The sequence below is a fragment of the Bradyrhizobium sp. JYMT SZCCT0180 genome, assembly GCF_018130165.1.
In the GTDB taxonomy this organism is placed as follows: Bacteria; Pseudomonadota; Alphaproteobacteria; order Rhizobiales; family Xanthobacteraceae; genus Bradyrhizobium.
In genome coordinates, this window is sequence record NZ_JAFCLZ010000024.1 from 43,609 (window position 1) to 68,380 (window position 24,772).

General features: G+C 63.6%; 19 protein-coding genes and 2 riboswitches. Of the genes, 10 read left to right on the forward strand and 9 right to left on the reverse strand.

The window, feature by feature from the left end; genetic code table 11:
* Positions 1-3: 3 nt before the first annotated feature.
* Together JQ641_RS29935 and JQ641_RS29940 are read right to left on the reverse strand one after the other, a co-directional pair.
* A complete protein-coding gene (locus JQ641_RS29935; RefSeq protein WP_079600063.1) occupies positions 4-276 on the reverse strand; it encodes a DUF2312 domain-containing protein in 273 nt (90 codons plus the stop codon).
* Between the two features lie 327 nt (positions 277-603).
* Positions 604-906, reverse strand: coding sequence for a DUF1244 domain-containing protein (locus tag JQ641_RS29940; RefSeq protein WP_192736807.1), 303 nt, complete (start codon positions 904-906; stop codon positions 604-606).
* Positions 907-1,103: 197 nt separating this feature from the next.
* Here JQ641_RS29940 and JQ641_RS29945 point away from each other — a divergent pair, with 197 nt between their 5' ends.
* Positions 1,104-1,688 (forward strand): DUF1036 domain-containing protein, encoded by a 585-nt coding sequence (locus JQ641_RS29945; protein WP_211999453.1) that lies wholly within the window; start codon positions 1,104-1,106, stop codon positions 1,686-1,688.
* Complete coding sequence (gene pyk, locus JQ641_RS29950) at positions 1,685-3,145, forward strand: pyruvate kinase (RefSeq protein ID WP_211999454.1); 1,461 nt, start codon at positions 1,685-1,687, stop codon at positions 3,143-3,145. The genes JQ641_RS29945 and pyk overlap by 4 nt, the downstream gene beginning before the upstream one ends.
* A gap of 130 nt (positions 3,146-3,275) precedes the next feature.
* On the opposite strand, the gene JQ641_RS29955 is transcribed toward pyk, so the two are convergent.
* Together JQ641_RS29955 and JQ641_RS29960 are read right to left on the reverse strand one after the other, a co-directional pair.
* A complete protein-coding gene (locus JQ641_RS29955; protein WP_211999455.1) occupies positions 3,276-3,701 on the reverse strand; it encodes an OsmC family protein in 426 nt (141 codons plus the stop codon).
* 116 nt (positions 3,702-3,817) lie between these two features.
* A complete protein-coding gene (locus JQ641_RS29960) occupies positions 3,818-4,492 on the reverse strand; it encodes a TetR/AcrR family transcriptional regulator (RefSeq protein ID WP_192736811.1) in 675 nt (224 codons plus the stop codon).
* Between the two features lie 263 nt (positions 4,493-4,755).
* On the opposite strand from JQ641_RS29960, the gene JQ641_RS29965 reads away from it, so the two are divergent.
* Both JQ641_RS29965 and JQ641_RS29970 read left to right on the forward strand, forming a co-directional pair.
* Entirely contained in the window at positions 4,756-5,733 is a 978-nt protein-coding gene (locus JQ641_RS29965) for a phosphatase PAP2 family protein (RefSeq protein ID WP_211999456.1), read from the forward strand.
* 204 nt (positions 5,734-5,937) lie between these two features.
* A complete protein-coding gene (locus JQ641_RS29970; protein ID WP_211999457.1) occupies positions 5,938-7,455 on the forward strand; it encodes a hypothetical protein in 1,518 nt (505 codons plus the stop codon).
* 10 nt (positions 7,456-7,465) lie between these two features.
* Here the strand turns inward: JQ641_RS29970 and JQ641_RS29975 are convergent, their stop codons facing one another.
* The 3 genes from JQ641_RS29975 to JQ641_RS29985 all read right to left on the reverse strand — a co-directional run bounded on the left by JQ641_RS29975 (position 7,466) and on the right by JQ641_RS29985 (position 13,452).
* A complete protein-coding gene (locus JQ641_RS29975) occupies positions 7,466-8,596 on the reverse strand; it encodes a ribonucleotide-diphosphate reductase subunit beta (protein ID WP_211999458.1) in 1,131 nt (376 codons plus the stop codon).
* Positions 8,597-8,625: 29 nt separating this feature from the next.
* Positions 8,626-11,541 (reverse strand): ribonucleoside-diphosphate reductase subunit alpha, encoded by a 2,916-nt coding sequence (locus tag JQ641_RS29980; protein WP_211999459.1) that lies wholly within the window; start codon positions 11,539-11,541, stop codon positions 8,626-8,628.
* A gap of 114 nt (positions 11,542-11,655) precedes the next feature.
* A riboswitch (cobalamin riboswitch) is annotated at positions 11,656-11,876 on the reverse strand.
* 154 nt (positions 11,877-12,030) lie between these two features.
* Positions 12,031-13,452, reverse strand: a complete 1,422-nt coding sequence (locus tag JQ641_RS29985) for a short-chain fatty acyl-CoA regulator family protein (RefSeq protein ID WP_211999460.1) — start codon at positions 13,450-13,452, stop codon at positions 12,031-12,033.
* 187 nt (positions 13,453-13,639) lie between these two features.
* Between JQ641_RS29985 and JQ641_RS29990 the strand changes: the two genes are divergently transcribed.
* From JQ641_RS29990 to JQ641_RS30015, 6 genes are all read left to right on the forward strand, one after another.
* Positions 13,640-15,190, forward strand: coding sequence for an MmgE/PrpD family protein (locus tag JQ641_RS29990; protein WP_211999461.1), 1,551 nt, complete (start codon positions 13,640-13,642; stop codon positions 15,188-15,190).
* A 10-nt stretch (positions 15,191-15,200) separates the two neighbouring features.
* Positions 15,201-16,373: a bifunctional 2-methylcitrate synthase/citrate synthase gene (gene prpC, locus JQ641_RS29995; RefSeq protein ID WP_211999462.1), complete on the forward strand. Its 1,173-nt coding sequence runs from the start codon at positions 15,201-15,203 to the stop codon at positions 16,371-16,373.
* 10 nt (positions 16,374-16,383) lie between these two features.
* Positions 16,384-17,340 carry a methylisocitrate lyase gene (gene prpB / locus JQ641_RS30000; RefSeq protein ID WP_211999463.1) on the forward strand — a complete coding sequence of 319 codons (957 nt, stop codon included), beginning with the start codon at positions 16,384-16,386 and terminating at the stop codon, positions 17,338-17,340.
* Positions 17,337-17,537: riboswitch (cobalamin riboswitch) on the forward strand. (Overlaps the previous gene by 4 nt.)
* Before the next feature lie 108 nt (positions 17,538-17,645).
* Entirely contained in the window at positions 17,646-20,021 is a 2,376-nt protein-coding gene (gene metE / locus JQ641_RS30005; protein WP_211999464.1) for a 5-methyltetrahydropteroyltriglutamate--homocysteine S-methyltransferase, read from the forward strand.
* A 55-nt stretch (positions 20,022-20,076) separates the two neighbouring features.
* Positions 20,077-20,274, forward strand: a complete 198-nt coding sequence (locus JQ641_RS30010; RefSeq protein WP_211999465.1) for a hypothetical protein — start codon at positions 20,077-20,079, stop codon at positions 20,272-20,274.
* 6 nt (positions 20,275-20,280) lie between these two features.
* Positions 20,281-21,366: an aromatic ring-hydroxylating oxygenase subunit alpha gene (locus JQ641_RS30015; protein ID WP_211999466.1), complete on the forward strand. Its 1,086-nt coding sequence runs from the start codon at positions 20,281-20,283 to the stop codon at positions 21,364-21,366.
* A gap of 157 nt (positions 21,367-21,523) precedes the next feature.
* On the opposite strand, the gene ftsH is transcribed toward JQ641_RS30015, so the two are convergent.
* Together ftsH and tilS are read right to left on the reverse strand one after the other, a co-directional pair.
* Positions 21,524-23,446 carry an ATP-dependent zinc metalloprotease FtsH gene (gene ftsH, locus JQ641_RS30020; protein ID WP_192736823.1) on the reverse strand — a complete coding sequence of 641 codons (1,923 nt, stop codon included), beginning with the start codon at positions 23,444-23,446 and terminating at the stop codon, positions 21,524-21,526.
* Positions 23,447-23,712: 266 nt separating this feature from the next.
* Complete coding sequence (gene tilS, locus JQ641_RS30025) at positions 23,713-24,741, reverse strand: tRNA lysidine(34) synthetase TilS (RefSeq protein WP_211999467.1); 1,029 nt, start codon at positions 24,739-24,741, stop codon at positions 23,713-23,715.
* Positions 24,742-24,772: the final 31 nt, after the last annotated feature.

The following is a 24,772-nucleotide window of genomic DNA, read 5'->3' on the forward strand; positions in this document are numbered from 1 at the left end:
GCCTCACAGCATCCCGAGCGCCTGCATGTAGGTTTCCAGAATCGTCTCCTGCTCGGCGCGCTCATTGGCGTCCTGCTTGCGCAGGCGGACGATGGTGCGCAGCGCCTTGACGTCGTAGCCGTTGCCCTTGGCTTCGGCATAGACGTCGCGGATATCGTCGGAGATCGTCTTCTTTTCCTCTTCCAGCCGTTCGATGCGCTCGACGATGGCCTTGAGCTGGTCTTTTGCGAATTTCGTCGCGGGTTCTTCCTGGACGGCGGCGGCAGAGGTGGCCATCGGGTACTCCTGAGTGGAACTGAATGGGTGGGCTGAAAGATCAAGCGCCGCACGCTTCACCGCGCGGCGCTTTCTGAGATTGACCCTCAAGAGTGCGGCGCCTTGCGTCAAGGCACCATCGCGCTCATCCACAGCGCGCCCACAGGAAGGTAGAACTCCTCATGGTGAGGAGGCGCCCTTGCGCCGTCTCGAACCACGCTTCGCCCTGCGGGCTACGCGTGGCGCGGCCACTCACCAAAGGACCAAGCGTGCCCGGCGAAGCCCTACGGGCGAAGACGGGCTCCTCAGGATGAGGTCGAGAATGTGGCTACCGATGGAGAAAGACCATCAATGCCCGCTATGGGTCTTCTTCATCGCCTCGAGCTGCTCGGGACTGGCGGTGCCCTGAAACTTCGACTTCCAGGTCTCATAGGGCATGCCGTAGACCGCCTCGCGGCTCTCATCCTTGCTGATCGCCACGCCCTTGCCGTCGGCCGCTTCCTTCATCCAGTTCGACAGGCAGTTGCGGCAGAAACCGGCCAGGTTCATCAGGTCGATGTTCTGGACGTCGGTCCGGGTGCGCAGGTGCTCGACCAGGCGCCGGAAAACGGCGGCTTCCAGTTCTGTTCTGGTTTTGTCGTCAATTGTCATGGCTTGGTCCCGCAGGGTTATTCCTGAGCATATTGATATCAGGTGGGAATTGTCACAGATTTTGCCATATCGGCGCGCAAACCAGCGCGGACCAGGTTCAATCCGGACGTCCCGCATCGTGGGAAACGCGCGTGCCCGGCGTTGACAGCTCCCGCCGGGCAAGCGAAATCGTCAATGATTTGATATAGCTTCGCCATATGATCGGAACAGATTCTCTGCCTTCACGCCCCTTCCCCGCTCGCCTGACCGCCGGCCTCCTGCCGGCACTGGCGTTGGCGGTGACGGGCCTGTGGAACAGTTCGGCGGCTGCTGACTTTCGCCTCTGCAACAACACCTCGAGCCGGGTCGGCATCGCGCTCGGTTACAAGGACGCCGAGGGCTGGACCACCGAGGGCTGGTGGAACGTCTCCTCGCGCAGTTGCGAGACGCTGCTGCGCGGAACGCTTGTCGCACGGTTTTATTATATCTACGCGCTCGACTATGACCGCGGCGGCGAATGGTCGGGGCAGGCCTTCATGTGTTCGCGTGACAAGGAATTCACCATCAAGGGTACCGAGAATTGCCTGGCGCGCGGTTTTGACCGCACCGGGTTCTTCGAGGTCGACACCGGCGAACAGAGAGCATGGACCGTGCAATTGACCGAAGCCAATGAACAACCCGCGCAGCAGCGCGTACCGGGGATTCCGGGAACGGTGGGTCCCGGTGGTGTGCCGGGCCTGTCGCCGGGCGGACCGCCCCAAGGCGGACCCGGGCAGCCGCCAGCTTCGGCGCCCAAGCAATGAGGCGTCTCCGTCGGATCAAGATCCTCGCCACCCTCGGCCCGGCATCGTCGGACAGCGCGATGATTCGCAAGCTGTTCGAGGCCGGCGCCGATGTGTTCCGCATCAATATGAGCCACACCTCGCACGACAAGATGCGCGAACTGGTCGCGACCATTCGCAATGTCGAGTCCAGCTACGGCCGGCCGATCGGCATCCTGGTCGATCTGCAAGGACCGAAGCTGCGTCTTGGCTCGTTCAATGAAGGCGCCACCCAACTCAAGAACGGCCAGAGCTTTGTTCTGGATTCCGACAAGGCACCTGGCGACAACAGCCGCGTCCAGCTGCCGCATCCGGAAATCCTGGCCGCGTTGCGGCCGGGTCACGCCTTGCTGCTCGACGACGGCAAGGTGCGGCTGATCGCCGAGGAAACCTCGCCCGATCGCGCGGTGACGCGGGTGGTGATCGGCGGCAAGATGTCGGACCGCAAGGGCGTCAGCCTGCCCGACACCGACCTGCCGGTCTCGGCGATGACGCCGAAGGATCGCGCCGATCTCGAAGCGGCGGTGACGACCGGGATCGACTGGGTCGCGCTTTCCTTCGTGCAGCGCGCCGAGGACGTCAATGAGGCCAAGCGGCTGATCCGCGGCCGTGCCGCCGTGATGGCCAAGATCGAAAAGCCGCAGGCGATCGACCGGCTCGGCGAAATCATCGAGGCCTCCGACGCGCTGATGGTGGCGCGCGGCGATCTTGGCGTCGAACTGCCGCTGGAGCGGGTGCCCAGCCTTCAAAAGCAAATGACGCGGATGGCGCGCCGCGCCGGCAAGCCGGTGGTGATCGCAACGCAGATGCTGGAATCGATGATCCAGGCGCCGGTGCCGACGCGCGCCGAAGTCTCCGACGTCGCGACGGCGGTCTATGAGGGCGCCGACGCCATCATGCTGTCGGCGGAATCCGCGGCCGGCAAATTCCCGGTCGAGGCGGTCTCCACCATGAACCGCATCGGCGAGGAAGTGGAACGCGATCCGACCTATCGCTCGGTGCTGACGGCGCAGCGGCCCGAGCCGGAGCAGACCGTCGGCGACGCCATCGCGTTCGCCGCGCGGCAGATCGCCGAGACGCTGGAATTGTCCGCGATCATCTGCTGGACCAGTTCAGGCTCGACCGCGTTCCGCGTCGCGCGCGAACGGCCGAAGCCGCCGGTGGTGGCGATCACGCCGAACCTTGCAACGGGCCGCAAACTATCCGTGGTGTGGGGCGTGCATTGCGTGGTCGCGGAAGACGCGCACGACCAGGACGACATGGTCGATCGCGCCGGTTCGATTGCGTTCCGCGACGGCTTCTCCAAGGCGGGCCAGCGCGTGATCGTCGTCGCCGGCGTGCCGCTCGGCACGCCCGGCTCCACCAACATGGTGCGCATCGCCTCGGTCGGGCCCGAAGACAAAGCGGACAAACAAGAAGACAAGGCGGGAAAGAAATAAATTCGCCTGATTCCCCTTGCGGGCAGAAAAGTAGGGTGGGCAAAGGCGCTCTTGCGGCGTGCCCACCATCGCGAGCAGCGCTGGGAATGGTGGGCACGCTGCGCTTTGCCCACCCTACGCGACCGCATCCTTAGGCAAGCGTGGCATCCAGCGTGATCTTGGTGTTCAGCAGTTTCGACACCGGGCAGCCGGCCTTCGCCTTGCCTGCCAGTTCCTGGAATTTCGCGTTGTCCGCGCCGGGAATCTTTGCCGCTAGCGTTAGATGAACGGACGTGATCGCAAAGCCGTCGCCTTGTTTCTCAAGCGTCACGTCGGCCTTGGTCTCCATCTGCTCGGCGGTGAGCTTGGCTTCACCGAGGATCAGCGACAGCGCCATGGTGAAGCAGGCGGCGTGCGCGGCGCCGATCAATTCTTCCGGGTTCGAACCCGGCTTGCCCTCGAAGCGGCTGGCGAAACCGTAGGGATATTCGTCCAGCGCGCCGCTCTTGGTCGAGATCGCGCCCTTGCCGTCCTTGATGCCGCCCTGCCACTTGGCCGAGCCTGATGTCGTCGTCATGGAGTGCTCCTTCACCGGTGAATGACCGATCACGCGCAATCTGGCCGATGGTTGCGTCAGAGCGATGTCAATTGCCGGTGATATCAGCGCAAAACGCGTTCCGCGTTTTGTCGCGTCTAAGCGCCCACCAGCGCCTTGGCCGGCAGCACCGCCTGCACCACGAGGCCGCGGGCGCGGGCGTCCATGACGCCGACCGCGCGCAGCGCCAACAGCGTCACGGTCTGCACGGCGTCGCGCAGTTTTGCGGAATCGTCCATATTGTCAGGGGCCAGCGGGCCGACCAGCGCCTCGTGCAATGCGCCGAGCAGCGCGGTGGCGGCGAGCGCCGTATCCTGCGCCGGAAGATGTCCGGCGCGCACGGCCGCCTCGATCCTTGCGGCGATCTCGCCGGAGATTTCGCGGCGGCTGGCGAGCCGCGAAGCCGACACGTCGACATCGACCGGCTCCGCCAGAATTCCCCAGGCGAGCTTGCGCTGCGACAGCACATGGACGGCAACCGTCGTGACCGCCGCGGCCAGCGCCGAGGACGGCCCGGGGGCCGCCTCCGCCGCGCGGCGGATCGCGGCCAGTTCGTCGCGCGAAACTTCGGCGATCAATTCGGAAATCAGTTCCGCCTTGGACGGGAAATAGCGATAGACGGTTCCGGCCGCGACATTGGCGCGGACCGCCACGGGGGCGATCTGCACCGCCGCCATGCCGCCGTCCGCCGCAGCGTCCCGCGCTGCCGCCAGAATGGCGCTGCGCCGCGCCGCCAGCCGTTTCACCACCTGCTGGGTTCGCCGATAGACCATGGCGCGTTTCCCCATCCCCGGCGCGTCCGCACCCCGGGAGGGTTGCAAGATCGCGCTGCGTCTTCATGTTTTGAGCGATTGTCCCCAATCGCTTTGAAGAACTGAACAACTATTCAGGCCTGTTGACAAGAAGCAAATATGACGGCCTGGGACGCAAATGCCCGCTGAACGCTGCGTCCAATTGGTGGGCCGATAACCATAGCCGTTTCCCGAATATTAAGCCTTCCCGCGCAACTGTGCCCTACAACCTCGCAGGGTGCGGCATGGTCAATTCGAACGCTTTCACGGCCTGGCGGCTGTTTCAGCTGAACTGGATTCCGATTGCCGCCATGGGCGCCGTGGTGCTGCTCGGGGGCGCGCTCTGCGGTTTCACGATGAAACCGCTCGCGCTGGCCGTTACTCTGGGGATCGTGGCGGCATTGGCGCTGATCGCCTACCTCTACGCCTTCGCCAAAGGCGATCAGGCGGATCCCAAGCTGATCTTTCCGCTGGGGGCGATTTCCCAGCTGCTGTTGATCGCGACGATCATGGGGCCGCTGACCTACGTCGCTGCTGTGACCAACTGGCCGCTGCAGGACCGCGCCTTGCTCGCGATCGATCGCGCCATGGGTCTGGATCCGGAAATGATCGCGCGATACGTCAACGACCGTGACTGGCTGGGCGCTTTGCTGGTGCGCAGCTACACGCTGATCAAGATCATCCTGGTCGCGATCCCGCTGGTCCTTGCCCTGACATCGCGTTTTGTGCGGCTGCAGGTGTTCGTGCTTGCGTTCAGCCTGACGCTGATCATGACACTCGTGATTTCGACGTTCACGCCGGCGGTCGGAACTTACTACGGCCTCAACATCGACCCTGCGCAATTCTCCTCACTGGATGCCTCGATGTATCAGGCGCAGCTGCGTGACATCCTGGCGCTGCGCGACGGCTCGCTGCGTCATCTCGAATTGCTCAAGATCACCGGCATCGTATCCTTCCCGAGCTTCCATGCGGCTTCCGCCGTGCTCTACATCTGGGCGCTTTGGCCGGTGCGCTATGTCGGAGGGGCCGCGGTCGTCCTCAATCTGTTGATGATGGCTTCGACGCCCGTGATCGGCGCCCATTACATGATCGACGTGTTCGGCGGTGTCGCGCTGGCCGTGATCGGCATCTGCCTTGCCAAATATCTCGTGAACATCGTGGCGCCCTCGTCGTCGAAGGCACAGGCTGCGCCGCAGGCAGCTCTGGTGCCGGCACTGGATTAGCCCGCCATCGTCGCGCTTTTGCGACGGTAAATTCTGACTAAAACGCTGGCCCGCCCGGTTAACGGCTTCTTCGCCAAAGAACATCATTGTCAGGCACGTGCGCCTGCAATTCACGCAAAAATAGCGCGGCTATGGTCAGCTGGCGAAAATTCCTGCGGCACGCCGTGACTGTCACACCAATGCAAGAAGCCGGCCCAAAATCCGATGTCCATTTCCTTCGCCAATCCGACTGTTAATAGCGCCAGTGTCCGCAGCCTCGGGCGCGTGCTGATCCCGCTGCTGACCGGGCTCGTCGCCTATCTGATCTTCGTGTCGCTCGGGGAAATCCTGCTGCGGGATTCCGACACGCTCTGGCAGATCAGGATCGGGCAGTGGATCGTCGAGCACGGCGCCGTGCCCTACACTGACGTTCATACCTTCACCCGGTTTGGCGAACCCTGGATGTCGAGCTCCTGGCTGTCCCAGGTGCTCTATGCCGTTTCCTATGAATCTTTGGGCTGGGCCGGCCCGGTCATCCTGACCTCGCTCGCGATCGGGGCGACGGTCACGATCTTCATGTACCTGTTTGCCGACTATCTCGACCCCACCCGCGCGATCCTGCTGGTCACGCTTGCGGTGCTGGAGTCGGCGACCCACTTCCTGGCACGCCCCCACATGCTGGCGTTCCCGTTCATGGTCGCGTTCCTCGGCGGGCTGCTGGCGGCTGCGGATCGCCGGAGCGCGCCGTCATGGTGGCTGCTGCCGGTGCTTGCGATTTGGGCCAACCTGCACGGCGGTTTTGTTCTCGGACTGGCACTGATCGGACCGATCGGCCTGGAGGCGCTTTGGAGCTGCGAACGCAAGGACCGCATCAGGCTGACGATTCAATGGGCGATGTTCGGTGTTGCCGCCGTCGTGGCGTGCTGCTGCACCCCCTATGGCTGGAACACGCTGATCGGCGCGGCAAAAATCCTCAGCCTCGGCAAGCTGCTGTCCATGATCTGGGAATGGATGCCGGCCAACTTCGCCACCTGGAGCTTCTTCGAATTCACGCTGCTCGGCCTGATCGGTCTCGGCTTCTATCGCGGCCTCTCATTGTCGGTGCCGCGAATCATCCTGCTGCTCGGCCTGCTCTGGATGGCGCTGTCGCATTCCCGGAACATCGAAATCTTCGCCTTCATCGCGCCACTGGTCGTGGCCAAGCCGTTTGCCGAGCAGTTGGGAACACTGCGCACGGCGATGGTGCCCGTTCGGGATGGGCAGTCGCGGGCGCCTGTCGTGATGCTTGCCGCGCTCGCGGTGGCGGTGGCCGGATGGGCATCCACGAAGGCGTTCGTGGCGTATCATCCCTTCTCGTTCCTGCCGTCCCAGACGCCGGTCGCAGCGGTGGAAGTCCTGCAGAAGCGGCAGGCTCAGCGCATCTTCAGCACGTCGCCGTTTGGCGGCTATCTGCTGTCTCGCGACATCAAGGCCTTCATCGACGGCCGCGCCGAACTCTACGGCGAACAGTTCGTCCTTGACTATTTCGACGCGGTCACCGCCAAGGACGTCAACATACTGCTCGCCACGCTTGAGAAGTATCAGATCGACGCCACCTTGCTGGGGCCGGATTTGCCGGCCACCAAGGTGCTGGATCATATCGTGGGGTGGAAGCGGGTGTATGCGGACAACGTCGCCGTGATCCACGTCCGCGACGATCAGCGCAAGGCCGCTCCGTCTCCCGCGCCGGGTTCGCCGAACTGACGCCCGGCTCTCATTCCCAGGTCAGCGCGCCACCGTTCTGATATTCGATGACGCGGGTCTCGAAGAAGTTCTTTTCCTTCTTCAGGTCCATCGCCTCCGACATCCATGGGAACGGATTCTCGGTCTCGTCGAACACCCTTGCCAGCCCGAGCTGCGCGCAGCGGCGGTTGGCGATGAAGTGCATATAGGTCTCGCACAAAGCCGCGTTCAGCCCGAGAAAGCCGCGCGGCATGGTGTCCCGGCCATAGGCGGCTTCGAGCTCGGCTGCGGTGCGCACCATGTCACGAACCTCGTCCTGGAACGCCTTGGTCCACAGATGCGGATTCTCGATCTTGATCTGGTTGATGACGTCGATGCCGAAATTCAGGTGAATGGATTCGTCGCGCAGGATGTACTGGTACTGCTCGGCAATCCCCACCATCTTGTTGCGGCGGCCGAGCGACAGGATCTGCGCAAAGCCGGTGTAGAACCACATGCCCTCGAAGATCACATAGAAGGCGACGAGGTCGCGCAGGAACGCCTGGTCGGCCTCCGGCGTGCCGGTCTTGAAGTCGGGATCGTCGAGATGCTGGGTGTGCTTCAGCGCCCACGCCGCCTTGTCGGTGATCGACGGCACCTCGCGGTACATGTTGAACAGCTCGCCCTCGTCCAGGCCCAGGCTCTCCACGATGTACTGGAAGGTGTGGGTGTGCACCGCCTCCTCAAAGGACTGCCGCAGCAGGTATTGCCGGCATTCCGGATTGGTCAGATGGCGGTAGATCGCCAGCACGATGTTGTTGGCGACAAGGCTCTCGGATGCCGCGAAGAAGCCGAGATTGCGCTTGATGGCGCGGCGCTCGTCCTCGGTGAGGCCGTCGCGCGACTTCCATAACGCGATATCGGCCTGCATCGAGACTTCGGTCGGCATCCAGTGATTGTTGCAGCCGGCGAGATATTTCTCCCACGCCCATTTGTACTTCAGCGGCAACAATTGATTGACGTCGGCGCGGCAGTTGATCATCCGCTTGTCGTCGACCGACACACGGCCACCGCGGCGGTCGATGGTACCGAGCCCGGTTTGATCGGCCTCGGCAGGAGGTGATGCCGCAAAGGGCGGCGGCGCGTGAGATGCGGGCGCGGAAGGTTCGGACCAGTCGAGCATTTGATTTATTTCCTGATGTTTCTTGCTGCTTACTGGCAGGCTTCGCATTCGGGATTATCGATGGAGCACGCCACCGCACCGGACAAGTCCGGCGCGGTGGCGGCCAGCGGGACGATGATTGGGGCTGGAGCCATCATCGTCACGGAGGCGACACTGTTGAGCTTGCCGTCGGTGCCCTTGAGCGTGGACTTCTCGACATGCGTCGCGCTGCGCGAGCGCAGGTAATAGGTGGTCTTCAAGCCGCGGGTCCACGCCAGGCGATAAAGCGCGTCGAGCTTCTTGCCGGACGGGTTGGCGATATAGAGGTTGAGCGACTGCGACTGGTCGATCCATTTCTGCCGCCGCGCCGCCGCCTCGATCAGCCAGGCGCTGTCGATCTCGAACGAGGTGGCGTAGAGCGCCTTGAGATCATCAGGGATGCGGTCGATCGAGCCGACGCTGCCGTCGAAATATTTGAGGTCGTTGACCATCACCTCGTCCCACAACCCGCGCGCCTTGAGGTCGCGCACCAGAAACTCGTTCACGACGGTGAAGTCGCCGGACATGTTGGATTTGACATAGAGGTTCTGGTAGGCGGGCTCGATCGACTGTGCGACGCCGCAGATGTTGGAGATCGTCGCCGTCGGCGCGATCGCCATCACGTTGGAATTGCGCATGCCGGTCGATCTGACGCGTTCGCGCAAGCTGCCCCAATCGAGCGTCATGGAGCGGTCCATCGCGACGCCGCCGCGCGCTTCCGCCAACAGCTCGATCGAGTCGATCGGCAGGATACCCTGGCTCCACAGCGATCCGTCGAACGAGGGATAGCGACCGCGCTCGGCGGCGAGATCGACCGAGGCCGAGATCGCGTAGTAGGAAATCGCTTCCATGCTGGTGTCGGCGAACGTCACGGCTGCATCGGAGGCGACAGCGATCCGCATCGCCTGCAGCGCGTCCTGAAAGCCCATCAAGCCGAGGCCGACCGGACGGTGCCGCAGGTTGGAACGCCGCGCTTCCGGAATGGTGTAGAAATTGATGTCGATGACGTTGTCGAGCATCCGCATCGCGATCGTCACGCTCTTCTTCAGCCGCGCCTCGTTCAGGCGGCCGTCCTGGATGTGATTGAGCAGGTTGATCGAGCCGAGATTGCAAACCGCGGTCTCGTCGTCCGAGGTGTTGAGTGTGATCTCGGTGCAGAGGTTGGAGGAATGGATGACGCCGGCATGGCGCTGCGGCGAGCGGAGATTGCAGGGGTCCTTGAACGTGATCCAGGGATGCCCGGTCTCGAACAGCATGGTCAGCATCTTGCGCCACAGGTCGGTGGCGCGGACCTGCTTGAAGACCCGGATTTCACCGCGCGCCGCCTTGGCTTCATAGGCGGCATAGCGTTCGGCGAACTTTGTACCGTAGAGGTCGTGCAGGTCGGGGGTCTCGTCAGGCGAGAACAAGGTCCATTCGCCGTCGGTTTCGACGCGTTGCATGAACAGGTCGGGCACCCAGTTCGCGGTGTTCATGTCGTGGGTGCGGCGGCGGTCGTCGCCGGTGTTCTTGCGCAGATCGAGGAATTCCTCGATGTCGATGTGCCAGGTCTCCAGATAAGCGCAGACCGCGCCCTTGCGCTTGCCGCCCTGGTTGACCGCAATCGCAGTGTCGTTGGCGACTTTCAGGAACGGCACCACGCCCTGGCTTTCGCCGTTGGTGCCCTTGATGTGGGCCCCAAGGCCGCGCACGCGGGTCCAGTCATTGCCGAGCCCGCCGGAATATTTCGCCAGCAGCGCGTTGTCCTTGACCGACTTGAAGATGCCGTCGAGATCATCCGCGATCGTGGTGAGGAAGCACGACGACAATTGCGGCCGCAGCGTTCCCGAATTGAACAGCGTCGGCGTCGAAGCCATGAAGTCGAACGACGACAGCAGGTCGTAGAATTCGATCGCGCGGGCCTCGCGATCGATCTCGCGGGTCGCAAGTCCCATCGCGACGCGCATGAAGAACGCCTGCGGCAGCTCGATGCGGTTGCCGCCTTCATGCAGGAAATAGCGGTCGTACAGCGTCTGCAGGCCGAGGAACTGAAACGCCAGATCGCGTTCCGGCTTCAGCGCCGCGGCGATTTTCTTCAGGTCGAAGCGCGCCAGATCCGGATCGAGCAACTCGGCCTTGATGCCGGTCTTGATATAGGCCGGGAAGTATTCGACGTAGCGCGTGGCCATGTCGGCCTGCGAGGCATTGGTCGGCACGCCCTGCACGTAGGACAGCACTTCGGTACGCAGCTTGTCGAGCAGCAGCCGCGCGCTCACGTAAGCGTAATTAGGCTCCTGCTCCACCAGCGTCCGCGCGGCCATCACGGAAGCGAGCGCCAGTTCGTCCTGGCTGATGCCGTCGTAGATGTTGCGCTGGGTTTCCGCGATGACAGGCGCGGCGTCGACGCCGTCAAGACCGGCGCAGGCCTCGCCGGCGATCAGCGCGAGCCGTGCGGTATCGAGCGGCACTTTGGTGCCGTTCGCCAGCGTCACATGCAGCACGGGTCCTGCCGCAGGCTTGGCCGATCTGGCGGCCTCCTGCTCGGCGCGCTGCCTGGTGCGCTCGTCGCGGTACAGCACATAGGCGCGCGCCACCTTGTGGTGCTCGCTGCGCATCAGCGCCAGTTCGACCTGGTCCTGCACGTCCTCGATATGAAAGGTGCGGCCTTCGCTCATCCGGCGCGACAGCGCGCCGACGACTTCCGCGGTCAATTGTTCCACCACCTCGTGCACCCGGCGCGAGGCCGCCGCGGTGTGGCCCTCGACGGCGAGAAACGCCTTGGTCATCGCGACCGAGATCTTGCTGGCATCGAATTTCGAAACCGTGCCGTTGCGGCGGATCACCTGCATCGGAAGCTCGGCTTCCGGCCCGGCGAGCGATTCGGGACGCAACTGGAACAAGGGAGCGGTTTTGGCTTCGAGAGAAATGAGACCGGAAGATTCGGACATCGGCAGACCCCGTGGTGTTGTTGAGGCCGGATGTCTTTGGGGACGCTGCATCGAATGCGCGGCGGCAAACGCCGGCATGGATCTGCAAGCGACCGCCGGACACCCCGCCCGTGGACGTTTTTCGGTGTCGCGGCAGGTCTCCTGGCTCGCAGGTCGTCGTCGTTCCCTGGTCTTCCCAATGCGCGCCGGCGCATCAGTGACGTAAAAATCGGGAGCGACTCACTGCTTACAGTTGCGGGGGCAGCGCCGGAATTTCGCACTTTCGCGCGATTCACCAGCTTCCCTCTTAGCCACCAAATCTTGCGATCAAGCGGACCGTGACATCTACATGTGGTGATATTCGTGGGAATGTGTCAATGGGGCGTTAAGATCAATGCCCGCTATTCTCAAAAAATTTTCGGCGGCCAGACGTCGGAGTGGTAGCAGGACCTGATTCTTCCGCCGCATGAAAGTAGTTTCCCGCAAATCCCCGGGTCAACCTTCCCCGGGTCACGACGTGGCATAGGGCGCAAAGCGCGAGCGCGTCTCGTCGATCTGCAGCGCCCGGCCGATCGGCGGAAAGGCGCGCTGCGCGCAATCCGCACGCTCGCACACCTTGCAGCCCATCCCGATCGGCGTCGCATTCGCAGCCTTGAGGTTGATGCCTTCCGAATACACCACGCGTTCGGCGTGGCGTACGTCGCAACCGAGCGCCACCGCGAACGTCTTGGTGGGCGCGCCGTATTTGCCGCGGGCGTGCGATACCGTGCGGGCGATCCACAGATAGGTCCGCTCGTCCGGCATGCGTGCGAGCTGCGTCAGGATGCGCCCCGGGCTCGCAAAGGCTTCATAGACATTCCACAGCGGACAGGTGCCGCCGACCCGCGAGAAGTGAAAATCGGTCGCCGATTGACGTTTGGAAATATTTCCGGCGCGGTCGACGCGAATGAAGAAGAACGGCACGCCGCGGGCACCGTTTCGTTGCAGCGTGCTCAGCCGGTGACAGACGGTCTCGAAGCCGACCGCGAACTGATATCCCAATAATTCGATGTCGTAACGCCGCTGTTCGGCCGCCGCGAGAAAACGCCCATAGGGCATGATCAGCGCGCCAGCGAAATAATTCGCAAGCCCGATCCGCGCCAGCCCGCGCGCCTCCTGGCTGGTAAAACCGGCGCCATCGACCAGCGCGGTCAATTCGCGGTCGAACGCCAGCATCGCGATCTGGGTTCCAATCTGGAAGGCACGCTGTCCCGGCTGCAGACCGGGCGCGAGATGGAGCGTGCTGGTTCGCGAATCGAATTTCCGTTCATTGCCCGAAGGCAGATCGTCGATCGTCTCGAAAACCAGCTTTATGCCGTGGCGGTCGGCCAGATAGGCGGCCAGTGCGGTATCCATCTGCCCGATCGGAAAATCCATCGCCTGCGCGATGGCTTCGGCGGCTTCGTCGAGCTCGGCGATGTAGTTGTGCCGCAGATAGAAGAAATCGCGCACTTCCTCGAACGGTGTTGAAGGCAGCACCGGCACGTCCGACTGCCGGTCCTCGCCCAGCCGTGCCGCCAGCAGGCCGGCCTGCTCGATCGACTGGCGATATTTGCGATGGATCGTGACCAGCGCGCGACCAACCGCCGGCATGTTCATCGCGAGTTCGCGAAGCTCGACCGCGGCGATGGTTTCGCCGAAGGCGGCGTCCGACAGCGCCTCGCGCAGATCCGCGATCAGCCGCGCCTCGTCGCCTTCGGAGAACACCTGCAGGTCGAGCCCGAACGCACTGTTGAGCGCCAGCAGCACCTGCACGGTCAGCGGCCGCTGGTTGTTCTCGAGCTGGTTGAGATAGCTCAGCGAGATGCCGAGCCGCTGCGCCAGCGCCGCCTGGGTCAGGCGCTGTTCTTCCCGCAGCCGCTTCAGCCGCAGCCCCATGAATGCTTTTTTCATTCGGTCTCTATTTCGATCTTGGACTTTGCAAACTTTGCAAATGCGCGAAAAACCTTCGCAGAACTACACTTTTTCAGCCATTTCTAAGCACTCTCGTTTGTGGATATTGCGAACTTCTGACGGAAATTCAAGCCGTGGAGCCGCCCACGTCCTTGGTTTGCCCGCAAGTCCCAGAGGAACCCGTTCCGTGAAGCACCACAAAGTCCGCACCTACAAATCCGCCGAACGTCTCGAGCGCGCCGATCAACTGGCCTGGAAGATCGCTTCCGTCGCCGCGGACCCGGTCCGCATCGAGGACGAGGTGGCCGAGATGATCGGCAACCGCATCATCGACAATGCCGCGGTCGCGGCGGCCTCGATCGCGCGGCGCCCGGTGGTCACCGCGCGGGCGCAGGCAGTGGCGCATCCAAAGCAAGGGGGCGCGACGATCTTCGGACTGCCGGCCAGCCAGCGTTATTCGCCGGAATGGGCGGCATGGGCCAACGGCGTCGCCGTGCGCGAACTCGATTTCCACGACACGTTTCTGGCGGCGGACTATTCGCACCCCGGCGACAACATTCCGCCGGTGCTGGCGGTGGCGCAGCATTGCGGCTCGTCCGGCGAAGATCTCGTGCGCGGACTGGCGGCGGCCTATGAGATCCAGGTCGATCTGGTGAAAGGCATCTGCCTGCACGAGCACAAGATCGATCATATCGCCCATCTCGGCCCCTCGGCTGCGGCCGGCATCGGCGCCCTGCTCGGGCTTTCCACCGAGACGATATATCAGGCGGTGCAGCAGGCGCTTCACGTCACCACCACCACGCGGCAATCGCGCAAGGGCGAGATTTCGAGCTGGAAGGCCTATGCGCCGGCCTTCGCGGGCAAGATGGCGATCGAAGCGGTCGACCGCGTGATGCGCGGCGAAGGCGCGCCGTCGCCGGCCTATGAGGGCGAAGACGGCTTTATCGCCTGGCTGCTCGGCGGGCCCAAGGCGGAATACACCGTGCCGCTGCCGCAGAAGGGCGAACTCAAGCGCGCCATCCTCGATACCTACACCAAGGAACATTCGGCGGAATATCAGAGCCAGGCGCTGATCGACCTCGCGCGCCGGATGAAGCCTGACATCGGCAACCTTGCCGGAATCGAAAGCATCGTCATCCACACCAGCCATCACACCCACTACGTGATCGGCACCGGCGCCAACGATCCGCAGAAGATGGATCCGAAGGCGAGCCGTGAGACCCTTGATCATTCCATCATGTACATCTTCGCCGTCGCGCTCGAAGACGGCGGCTGGCACCACGAGAAATCCTACGCGCCCGAACGTGCCGGCCGCCCGGAGACGGTCGCGCTCTGGCACAAGATCTCGACCGTCGAGGACCCCGAATGGACCCGGCGCTATCACAGCCACGATCCCAGGCAAAAAGCCTTTGGCGGCCGTGTCGTCGTCACGCTGAAGGGCGGCTCTGTTATCAGCGACGAGATCGCGGTCGCCGACGCCCATCCGCTCGGGGCCCGGCCCTTCAAGCGGCCGGACTACGTCCGGAAGTTCAGGACGCTGGCGGAAGGCGTGATTGCCGCAGCCGAACAGGACCGCTTCATCGCCGCCGTCGAACGGCTGCCGACGCTGCGGGCCGGTGAGTTGTCTGAGCTTAGCTTTGTGGTCGAATCCTCGCGGCTGGGAGCAGCTCCCCAGCGCGGCATCTTCGATTGGCAGCCTGATACGCAGACTTCCGCGCGACGCGCGGCTGCATCATGAGGAGGACGCGATGACCGACGTAAAACCTGCGCCCAAGAAATCCGTCGCGCTCTCCGGCGTCGTCGCCGGCAACACCGCGCTGTGCAGCGTCGGCCGCAGCGGCAACGACCTGCATTACCGCGGCTACGACATTCTCGATGTCGCCGGTGTCTGCGAATTCGAGGAGATCGCGCATCTATTGGTGCATGGCAGCCTGCCGACCCGCAGCGAGCTTGCCAATTACAAGGCAAAGCTGAAATCGCTGCGCGGCCTGCCGCGCGCAGTATTGAACACGCTGGAACAATTGCCGGCGGCGGCGCATCCGATGGACGTGATGCGCTCCGGCGTCTCCGCGCTCGGCTGCGTGCTGCCCGAAAGCCATGACCACAATCCGCCCGGCGCCCGCGACATCGCCGACCGCCTGATGGCCTCGCTCGGATCGATGCTGCTCTATTGGCACCATTACGCCCATCACGGCCGCCGCATCGAGGTCGAAACCGACGACACTTCGATCGGTGCGCATTTCCTGCATCTGCTGCACGGCAAGCCGCCGTCCGCCTCGCACGAGCGCGCGATGCACACCTCGCTCAATCTCTATGCCGAGCACGAATTCAACGCCTCGACCTTCACCGCGCGCTCGATCGCCGGCACCGGCGCCGACATCTATTCGGCGATAACAGGCGCCATCGGCGCGCTGCGCGGGCCGAAACATGGCGGCGCCAATGAAGTCGCGTTCGAGGTACAGAAACGCTACGCTGATCCCGATGCGGCCGAGGCCGACATCCGCCGCCGGATCGCGGCCAGGGAAGTCGTGATCGGTTTCGGTCATCCCGTCTATACGATCGCCGATCCCCGCAACAAGGTGATCAAGCAGGTCGCCCGTCAGCTCAGCGCCGAGGGTGGCAGCATGCGCATGTATGAGATCGCCGACCGCATCGAGGCCGTGATGTCGGAGACCAAGCGGATGTTCGCCAACCTCGACTGGTTCAGCGCGGTTTCGTACCATGCCATGGGGGTTCCGACGGCGATGTTCACGCCGCTGTTCGTCATTTCGCGCACCTCCGGCTGGGCGGCGCATGTCATCGAGCAGCGAATCGACAACAAGATCATTCGTCCCACGGCCAACTATGTAGGCCCGGAAAATCGCGCCTTCGTTTCGCTGGAGGCGCGCGACCTGCCACCTTCATCCGTGCGCGCGGCATAAGGAGGCTGGCATGCCCTATCTCGTCGCGTCTGAACTTCCTCGCGAGGCTGCGGGTCGCCGCTTTCGTGCACTGCTGCAGCGCCCGGGCATCCTTCGCCTGCCGGGCACGCATAACGGCGTGTCGGCGCTCCAGGCCAAGGCCGCAGGCTTTGAAGCCCTTTATCTGTCAGGTGCTGCGATGACGGCTTCGATGGGACTGCCGGACCTCGGCATCATCACCGTCGATGAAGTCGCCTTCTTCATCCGCCAGGTTGCCCGCGCCGCAGGACTTCCGTTGCTGGTCGATGGCGATACCGGTTATGGCGAAGCGCTCAACGTCATGCACATGGTCCGCGCGTTCGAGGAGGCCGGCGCCGGTGCTGTTCATATCGAGGATCAATTGCTGCCCAAGAAATGCGGCCATCTCAACGACAAGAAGCTGGCCGATGCTCATGACATGGCCGCCAAGGTGGCGGCTGCTGCAAAAGCGCGCCGCGACCTCGTCGTGATCGCGCGCACGGACGCGGCTTCGAGCGAGGGCCTGGACGGCGCAGTTGCTCGCGCGAAATTGTACATGGAGGCCGGAGCCGACGCGATATTCCCCGAAGCGCTCAACACCGCCGAGATGTTTCGCGCTTTCGCCAGGCGAATGCCCGGCGTGCCGCTGCTTGCGAACATGACCGAGTTCGGCAAGACGCCATTTTTTACCGCGCTCGAATTCGAGCAGATGGGTTATGCGATGGTGATCTGGCCGGTGTCATCGCTGCGCGTCGCCAACAAGGCGCAGGAACAGCTCTATGCCGCGATCGCGCGCGACGGCGGAGCGCACAACATGATCGAGCAGATGCAGACCCGCGCTGAGCTTTATGACACGATCAAGCTGCACGAGTACGAAGCGCTCGATCGCTCCATCGTCCGAACCATCCTCCCCGAGGGGATGCCGCAACGCGAAAATGATGCGTTGACTGCCATGCACACTTGTCGATAAACCGGAGCCGTCGTGGTTCTTCGGGATGGTTTTCCCGAAGCTAAGAGGGAAGCCGGTGTGAAGCCGGAGCTGCCCCCGCAACTGTAAGCGGCGAGCCGCTGTTCAACAAAGTCACTGAGGCCTGCGAAGGCTTTGGGAAGACCGGACAGTAGCATTGACCCGCGAGCCAGGAGACCTGCCTCGACAACATAAACGTCCTCGGGCGGGGTGTCCCGGTGGTGCGGTTGCGATTCCGTGCGCCTCCTGACGCCTGGAATCCAGACGTGTCACTTCGGCCTTTGCCCCCAACTTTTGGGGTTAAGCCAATGATTGCTTCCAATGCGACTGCTTCTACAAATTCTACCTCCTCACTCCCTGTCGCCTCGCTCGGCACGCCGCGCATCGGCCCGCGCCGCGAGCTCAAAATGGCGTTGGAGAGTTTCTGGTCCGGCAAGTCCAGCGAGCAGGCGCTGCGTGAGACGGCGCTCGGGCTTCGCGCCGCAAACTGGGCGCGTCAGAAATTGCTCGGCGTCACGATCATCCCGTCCAACGACTTCTCAATGTACGATCAGGTTCTCGACACCAGCGTGATGGTCGGCGCCATACCGGAAGTGTACGGCTGGAAAGGCGGCGAGGTCTCGCTTGCCACCTATTTCGCGATGGCACGCGGCGCACAGGGCGGCGGCCAGGACGCAAGTTGCGGACATGCCCATCGCGAACACGGATCGTCGCATGGCGCGCCGGCGCAGGAAATGACCAAATGGTTCGACACCAACTACCACTATATGGTGCCGGAGTTCAAAAAGGGACAGACCTTCAAGCTTTCCACGCGCAAACCGATCGAGGAGTACGAGGAAGCCAGGAGCCTCGGCTATCACACACGACCGGTTCTGGTCGGTCCGGTCACCTTCCTCAAGCTCGGCAAGAGCTCGGACCCGACGCTTGATCCGATGTCGCTGCTCGATGCGTTGCTTCCGGTTTATGTCGAAGTCCTGCAGGAGCTGGCGAAGCGAGGCGCCGAATGGGTGCAGCTCGATGAACCCTGCCTGGTGCTCGATCTGAACGATACCGCCCGGCAGGCGCTGCAGCGCGCCTATTCGACGTTTGCAAAGGCAGTCCCCTCGCTCAAGATCATGCTGACGACGTATTTCGGCGAGATCGGCGACAACCTGGCGACCGCGTTGGCCCTCCCCGTTGCCGGGCTCCATCTCGATCTCGTTCGCGCCCCGGACCAGTTGAAGAATGTCATCGCCGGCGCCCCGAAAAATCTGATCATCTCGCTCGGCGCCATCGATGGACGCAACATCTGGCGGGCGAATCTATCCGCCACGCTTGAACGGCTCAAACCGACGATCGCCGAGCTTGGACCCGGCCGGGTCCAGATCGCGCCGTCATGCTCGCTGCTCCACGTCCCGATTGACCTCGAACTGGAAACCGATTTCGATGCCGACGTGAAAAGCTGGCTTGCGTTCTCGGTGCAGAAGATCAGGGAACTTGCCGTGCTCGGCCAGGCGCTCGCCGGCAACCGCGACAAGGTCGCCGACGCGCTGGCCGCGTCGGAAGCGGCAGCCGTCGCCCGCGAGACATCGCCGAAGATTCACAATGCGAGCGTTGCCAAGCGCATGGCCGCGATCGACGAAAAGATGCGGCAACGTAACAACGTTTTCGCCGAACGGGCCTCCGTACAGCGATCGCGGTTCGGATTGCCGTCATTTCCCACCACCACGATCGGCTCCTTTCCCCAAACAGCCGAGGTTCGCAATGCGCGGGCGGCGCACGGCAAGGGGGCGATGAGCGACGCGCAATACGAGCAGTTCCTGAAGGAGGAAACGGCGCGCGCCGTTCGCTGGCAGGAAGAGATCGGACTGGATGTCCTCGTGCATGGCGAGTTCGAACGTAACGACATGGTGCAGTATTTCGGCGAGCAATTGTCAGGCTTCACCTTTACCAAGCATGGCTGGGTGCAGTCCTACGGTTCGCGTTACGTCCGCCCGCCGATCCTGTTTGGTGACGTGTCCCGTCCCGAGCCCATGACAGTCGAGTGGTGGCGCTACGCGCAGTCCCTGACCAAAAAGCCGATGAAGGCGATGCTCACCGGACCGGTGACCATCCTGAACTGGTCGTTTGTGCGCAACGACATCCCGCGCAGCCAGACCTGCCGGCAGATCGCACTCGCGATCAGGGACGAAGTCACCGACCTCGAAAAGGCCGGGGCGAAAATGATCCAGATCGACGAGGCGGCCTTGCGTGAGGGTTTGCCGTTGAGGAAGTCGCAATGGAACACTTACCTCGACTGGGCCGTGGAAAGCTTCCGCATCTGCTCGACTGGCGTTGCCGACGGGACCCAGATCCACACTCACATGTGCTACTCGGAGTTCAACGACATCATCGACGCGATCGGCGCCATGGATGCGGACGTGATTTCGATCGAAACGTCGCGCTCCAAGATGGAATTGCTCGACGCCTTCAAGACCTACAAGTATCCCAACGAGATCGGCCCCGGCGTCTATGACATCCACTCGCCTCGCGTTCCGGAAGTCAGCGAGATGGCGGAATTGCTCTCGCTGGCGCGCAAGCGACTGACGGACGCGCAGCTCTGGATCAATCCGGATTGCGGATTGAAGACCCGGAAATGGGAAGAAGTGCGGCCGGCTCTGGTCAACATGGTTGCCGCGGCGCGCGAAATGAGGACTGCATCTTAACGAGATACGGAGCGCGCGGACTTGCCGCGCGCTCCGCTTTTCAGTGAGGTCGAGGATGCGATTCTGGATCGAATGCACGAGATTTGAAACCGGGCAGGCCACCCACATCAACATCGCGCTGGTCGGCAGCATGTGGCGCGACGGCGAGCGCACCGTGCTCGCCTTCGTCGGCGGCGACGGCCAGCGCATCGAGGTCACCGAGACGCCGGAAGAGATCATGGCGCTGCATCTCGGACCGCCGGCAAAGGCGTAACACGCGATGACGGTGAGGCCGGATAATGCCTGGTCGGAAGCTTCCGTCGACCTTCGCAAGGTCGGGGCGCATCCGGATCACTGGTACCCGCTCGCGTGGTCGCACGAGGTGAAGTCCGGCCAGACTTTCGCGGCACGGTTCGCGGGCGAACCGATCGTGCTGGTGCGCCCGAAGGAGGGCGCGATCTTCGCGCTTGAGGACCGCTGCGCGCACCGCCAGGTGCCGCTGTCGAAGGGAACGGTCGATGGCTGCACCCTGCGCTGCGTCTATCACGGCTGGCGCTACGACGCGTCGGGCGACTGCGTCGACGTCCCCTATCTCGGCAAGGGCAAGCGGCCGAACGGCGTCCGCCGTTATCCCTGCTTCGAACGCGACGGGTTGATCTTCGTATGGCCCGGCACCGGGCCTGCCGCCGCCCCCTTGCCGCAGATCGGCGCAGCCGCTGATACCGCCTACAAGACCCGGCGGTTCGGCAAGCTCGTCGCCTGCCACTACACTTTCATGCATGAGAACCTGATGGACATGAACCATCAGTTCCTGCACCGGCGCACCACCGGAAAAGTCGTGCCGCGCTATCTCGGCAGCCGCGCCGGCGAACGCTGGATGGAGGTCGATTACAGCTTTGCCCGGCCTGGCGAGAAGCCACCCCTTGGCGAGGCCGTCATCGTCGGCCGCCTGCGCGGCCGCGCCGGCACGGCGCGCGACCTGATGACGGTGCGCACCGAATATCCCTACCAGACCCTGCAGATGTGGACGAAGGGCGACGCGCCGGTTCTCAGCGTATGGCTCGGCTACACGCCCATCGATGCCGCGCAGCGCCGTAACCGGACCTTCGTGGTGCTGTCGGTGCGCAAACCCAGAATTCCCGGCATCCTCGATCTCGGCTGGCCGGTGCTGGCCTGGTTCACCAACCGGGTCTTTGCGGAGGATTGCGAGATCGTCGAGATGGAACAGGCCGCCCATGACGCGCAAGGCGCCGACTGGAACAGGGAAGTGTTTCCGCCGATCCATGCGCTGCGAAAATTGTTACGGGCGTGCGGGGAGCCGGGAAATAGCCCGGATGGAGCGCCGCGGAATCCGGGAAGCACGTGACGCAGCGGCATACCCCGGATTTCGCTTCCCTGCATCCGGGCGACAGCCTGCGCCTCCCCATCCGGTCTTGCCGTCAAGGCGCATGATCCGGGCCAGGGCATCGCCATAAAAAAACGCGGCGTCACCGCCGCGTTTTCTATTCCAGGTGCAAACCTACTTAGGCCTGCGGTTGCGGCTCCAGGCCGGGATCCGGATCGGGGCGCGGGCGCGACTTGCCGGCGGGCGGCACAGCGGAGGCCCGCGGCGTGGTCGGCTCAAGCACCGACTCGCGGTTCGGCTTCTTGCCATTGAGCAGGTCGATGATCTCGTCGCCGGACAGCGTCTCGAACTCGAGCAGACCCTTGGCAAGCGCTTCGAGGTCGGCGCGCTTTTCGGTGAGAATGCGCGTCGCTTCGTTGTAGCCGTCTTCGACAAAACGCCGGATCTCGGTGTCGATCTTCTGAACCGTGGCTTCCGACGCGTTCTGGGTGCGCGACACCGACATCCCCAGGAAGACCTCGTCCTGGTTTTCGCCGTAGGACACGGTGCCGAGCGCCTCGGACAGGCCCCAGCGCGTCACCATCATGCGGGCCAGGCGCGTGGCCTGCTCGATGTCGGATGACGCACCCGAGGTGACCTTCTCGCGGCCGAAGATCAGCTCCTCGGCAACCCGGCCGCCCATCATGATCGCGAGCCGCGACGTCATCTGCTCGAGCGACATCGACAGCTTGTCGCGCTCGGGCAGCTGCATCACCATGCCGAGCGCACGGCCGCGCGGAATGATCGTGGCCTTGTGGATCGGATCGGTGGCAACGACGTTGAGGCCGACGATGGCGTGACCGCCTTCGTGATAGGCCGTCAGCAGTTTCTCTTCCTCGGTCATGACGAGCGATTTGCGCTCGGCGCCCATCATCACCTTGTCCTTGGCCTCTTCGAACTCGGCCTGGGTCACCATGCGCTTGTTGCGGCGCGCGGCGGTCAGGGCGGCCTCGTTGACGAGGTTCATCAGGTCGGCGCCGGAGAAGCCCGGCGTACCGCGCGCGATGGTCTTGAGGTTGATATCCGGCGCCAGCGGCACCTTGCGGACGTGGACCTTGAGGATCTGCTCGCGGCCGACGACATCCGGGTTCGGCACCACGACCTGGCGGTCGAAACGGCCCGGGCGCAGCAGCGCGGGATCGAGCACGTCGGGACGGTTGGTCGCCGCGATCAGGATCACGCCTTCATTGGCCTCGAAGCCGTCCATCTCGACCAGCAACTGGTTGAGGGTCTGTTCGCGCTCGTCATTACCGCCGCCGAGACCGGCGCCACGATGGCGGCCGACCGCGTCGATTTCGTCGATGAAGATGATGCAGGGCGCGTTCTTCTTGGCCTGTTCGAACATGTCGCGGACGCGGCTGGCGCCGACGCCGACGAACATTTCAACGAAGTCGGAGCCCGAGATGGTGAAGAACGGCACGTTGGCTTCGCCCGCGACCGCACGCGCGATCAGCGTCTTGCCGGTGCCGGGAGGGCCGACCAGCAGCACGCCGCGCGGAATCCGTCCGCCGAGGCGCTGGAACTTGCCGGGGTCGCGCAGGAATTCGACGATCTCCTGCAAATCCTGCTTGGCTTCGTCGACACCAGCGACGTCCTCGAAGGTGACGCGGCCATGCGCCTCGGTCAGCATTTTGGCGCGCGACTTGCCGAAGCCCATCGCCTTGCCGGCGCCGCCCTGCATCTGGCGCGACAGGAAGATCCACACGCCGATCAGCGCGATGAAGGGCAGCCAGGAAACCAGCAGCGACACGAACCACGGCACGTTGTCGCCGGGCGGCTTCGCGCTGACGTTCACCTTGGCATCGACCAGGCGCTTGACCAGCGACGGATCGTTCGGCGAGTAGGTCTGGAAGCTGGAGCCGTTGGTGAAGGTGCCGTGGATTTCCGGCCCCTGGATCACGACGTCGCGGACGGTGTTCTTTTCGACCTCGCTCACGAACTGCGAGAACGTGATGTCCTGCGAGGACGCGCGCTGACCCGGATTCTGGAAAAGCGTGAAGAGTGCCAACAGCAACAAAACAATGATTACCCAGAGGGCGAAATTGCGCAGATTGGCGTTCATCGATCTTCCTTCGTGGCCGCGCGGATCGCGGCCTTATGTCCTTGGCAGTAAACCTTGGGTCGTCCTAGAGCAGTCAGGCGAGAATCCCCGGAGCACTGCATACAATCTAGGTGGCGCCCGGGTCGATGCCAAGGGAACCACGCAGGACTATTTAGCGCATCTTAACGGGATTCCCGGTCAAATAATGGCGTAAAAATCAGCGTTTTTCGGGGGTGGTTAAGACTCCGCGCCGGTTTATGACGGGATATCGAGGTTTGGGCTTGCTCTCATCCCGGCCTGCGACGACGCGGGGGAGCCGGCTCGACGTGAATTCGACCTCCAATCAGGCTGATTGCGGCGCCCGCGAGGGTCTGTTTCAGTCTCGGCTGGCCTTCCGATACCGCCCGATCCAGCACCGCCAGCAGGACCTCGACCTTGCCGAGTTCCGCAGGCCCCTCGTGACCGACGCGGTCGATGGCCCGCATCAGCAGCCGAAGCCGGATTTCCTCCGGCAGACCGGCAAAGGCTGACGCATCGAAGCCAAAGCGCGCGGCGTCATGGCGATCCCTCAGCGCCAGATAGCGCTCGGCGCCATCGACCAGCACTTCCAGCGCGGCATTGGCCCGCGCCAGCCGCGACGCCAGCCGCGCCAGGTTTCTGGCATCGCCGCCCTCTTCCGCCAGCGCCGGCATCAGCGCGCGTAAGCGAGGCCGCGTGTAATTGACGTCGCGATTGGTCGGATCATCGGCGAAGGCGATCCTGGCCTTGTTCAATGTCGCGATCAGTTGCGATTTCGGGACATCCAGCAACGGCCGCGCCAGCCATACGCCATCGCGTTCGCTCTGGCGCGCCATCGCCGCCAGCCCGGCGATGCCGCTGCCGCGCAGCATCCGCATCAACAATGTCTCGGCCTGGTCATCGCGGGTGTGCGCGGTGAGGATATGGGTCGCACCATCAGCGCGTGCTGCCTGCGCCAGCAGGCGATAGCGCGCCGCCCGCGCCGCAGCCGGCACGCCCGTGTTCGGCTTGGCGCCATGCCAGCGCAGCGTGCGGTGGGGCAGATCGAGATGCCTGGCGAGCTTTTTGACGTCACGCGCCTCACGCGCGGCTTCATGCCGCAAGCCATGATCGACGGTCACCGCGATCAATCGCGGCCCGCGCTTCAGGGCACGGCGCCAGCGCGCCGCGAGCCACATCAGGGCGATGGAATCAGGTCCGCCGGAAACGGCGAGCACGATCGCGGGCGCAGCCTTCCAGTCCGCGAACAGAAGTTTCGCCTGGTTCGCCGTGATCGCGGAATGGTCGTCCTCTGCCATGGGCCGACCATAGCGTTTTCAAGCGAGGGCT

Excerpts from the sequence above, each read along its gene's own strand:
- JQ641_RS29935 (WP_079600063.1), bottom strand. The coding sequence starts at position 276 with ATGGCCACCTCTGCCGCCGCCGTCCAGGAAGAACCCGCGACGAAATTC.
- JQ641_RS29940 (WP_192736807.1), bottom strand. The coding sequence starts at position 906 with ATGACAATTGACGACAAAACCAGAACAGAACTGGAAGCCGCCGTTTTC.
- JQ641_RS29945 (WP_211999453.1), top strand. The coding sequence starts at position 1,104 with ATGATCGGAACAGATTCTCTGCCTTCACGCCCCTTCCCCGCTCGCCTG.
- pyk (WP_211999454.1), top strand. The coding sequence starts at position 1,685 with ATGAGGCGTCTCCGTCGGATCAAGATCCTCGCCACCCTCGGCCCGGCA.
- JQ641_RS29955 (WP_211999455.1), bottom strand. The coding sequence starts at position 3,701 with ATGACGACGACATCAGGCTCGGCCAAGTGGCAGGGCGGCATCAAGGAC.
- JQ641_RS29960 (WP_192736811.1), bottom strand. The coding sequence starts at position 4,492 with ATGGTCTATCGGCGAACCCAGCAGGTGGTGAAACGGCTGGCGGCGCGG.
- JQ641_RS29965 (WP_211999456.1), top strand. The coding sequence starts at position 4,756 with ATGGTCAATTCGAACGCTTTCACGGCCTGGCGGCTGTTTCAGCTGAAC.
- JQ641_RS29970 (WP_211999457.1), top strand. The coding sequence starts at position 5,938 with ATGTCCATTTCCTTCGCCAATCCGACTGTTAATAGCGCCAGTGTCCGC.
- JQ641_RS29975 (WP_211999458.1), bottom strand. The coding sequence starts at position 8,596 with ATGCTCGACTGGTCCGAACCTTCCGCGCCCGCATCTCACGCGCCGCCG.
- JQ641_RS29980 (WP_211999459.1), bottom strand. The coding sequence starts at position 11,541 with ATGTCCGAATCTTCCGGTCTCATTTCTCTCGAAGCCAAAACCGCTCCC.
- JQ641_RS29985 (WP_211999460.1), bottom strand. The coding sequence starts at position 13,452 with ATGAAAAAAGCATTCATGGGGCTGCGGCTGAAGCGGCTGCGGGAAGAA.
- prpC (WP_211999462.1), top strand. The coding sequence starts at position 15,201 with ATGACCGACGTAAAACCTGCGCCCAAGAAATCCGTCGCGCTCTCCGGC.
- prpB (WP_211999463.1), top strand. The coding sequence starts at position 16,384 with ATGCCCTATCTCGTCGCGTCTGAACTTCCTCGCGAGGCTGCGGGTCGC.
- metE (WP_211999464.1), top strand. The coding sequence starts at position 17,646 with ATGATTGCTTCCAATGCGACTGCTTCTACAAATTCTACCTCCTCACTC.
- JQ641_RS30010 (WP_211999465.1), top strand. The coding sequence starts at position 20,077 with ATGCGATTCTGGATCGAATGCACGAGATTTGAAACCGGGCAGGCCACC.
- JQ641_RS30015 (WP_211999466.1), top strand. The coding sequence starts at position 20,281 with ATGACGGTGAGGCCGGATAATGCCTGGTCGGAAGCTTCCGTCGACCTT.
- ftsH (WP_192736823.1), bottom strand. The coding sequence starts at position 23,446 with ATGAACGCCAATCTGCGCAATTTCGCCCTCTGGGTAATCATTGTTTTG.
- tilS (WP_211999467.1), bottom strand. The coding sequence starts at position 24,741 with ATGGCAGAGGACGACCATTCCGCGATCACGGCGAACCAGGCGAAACTT.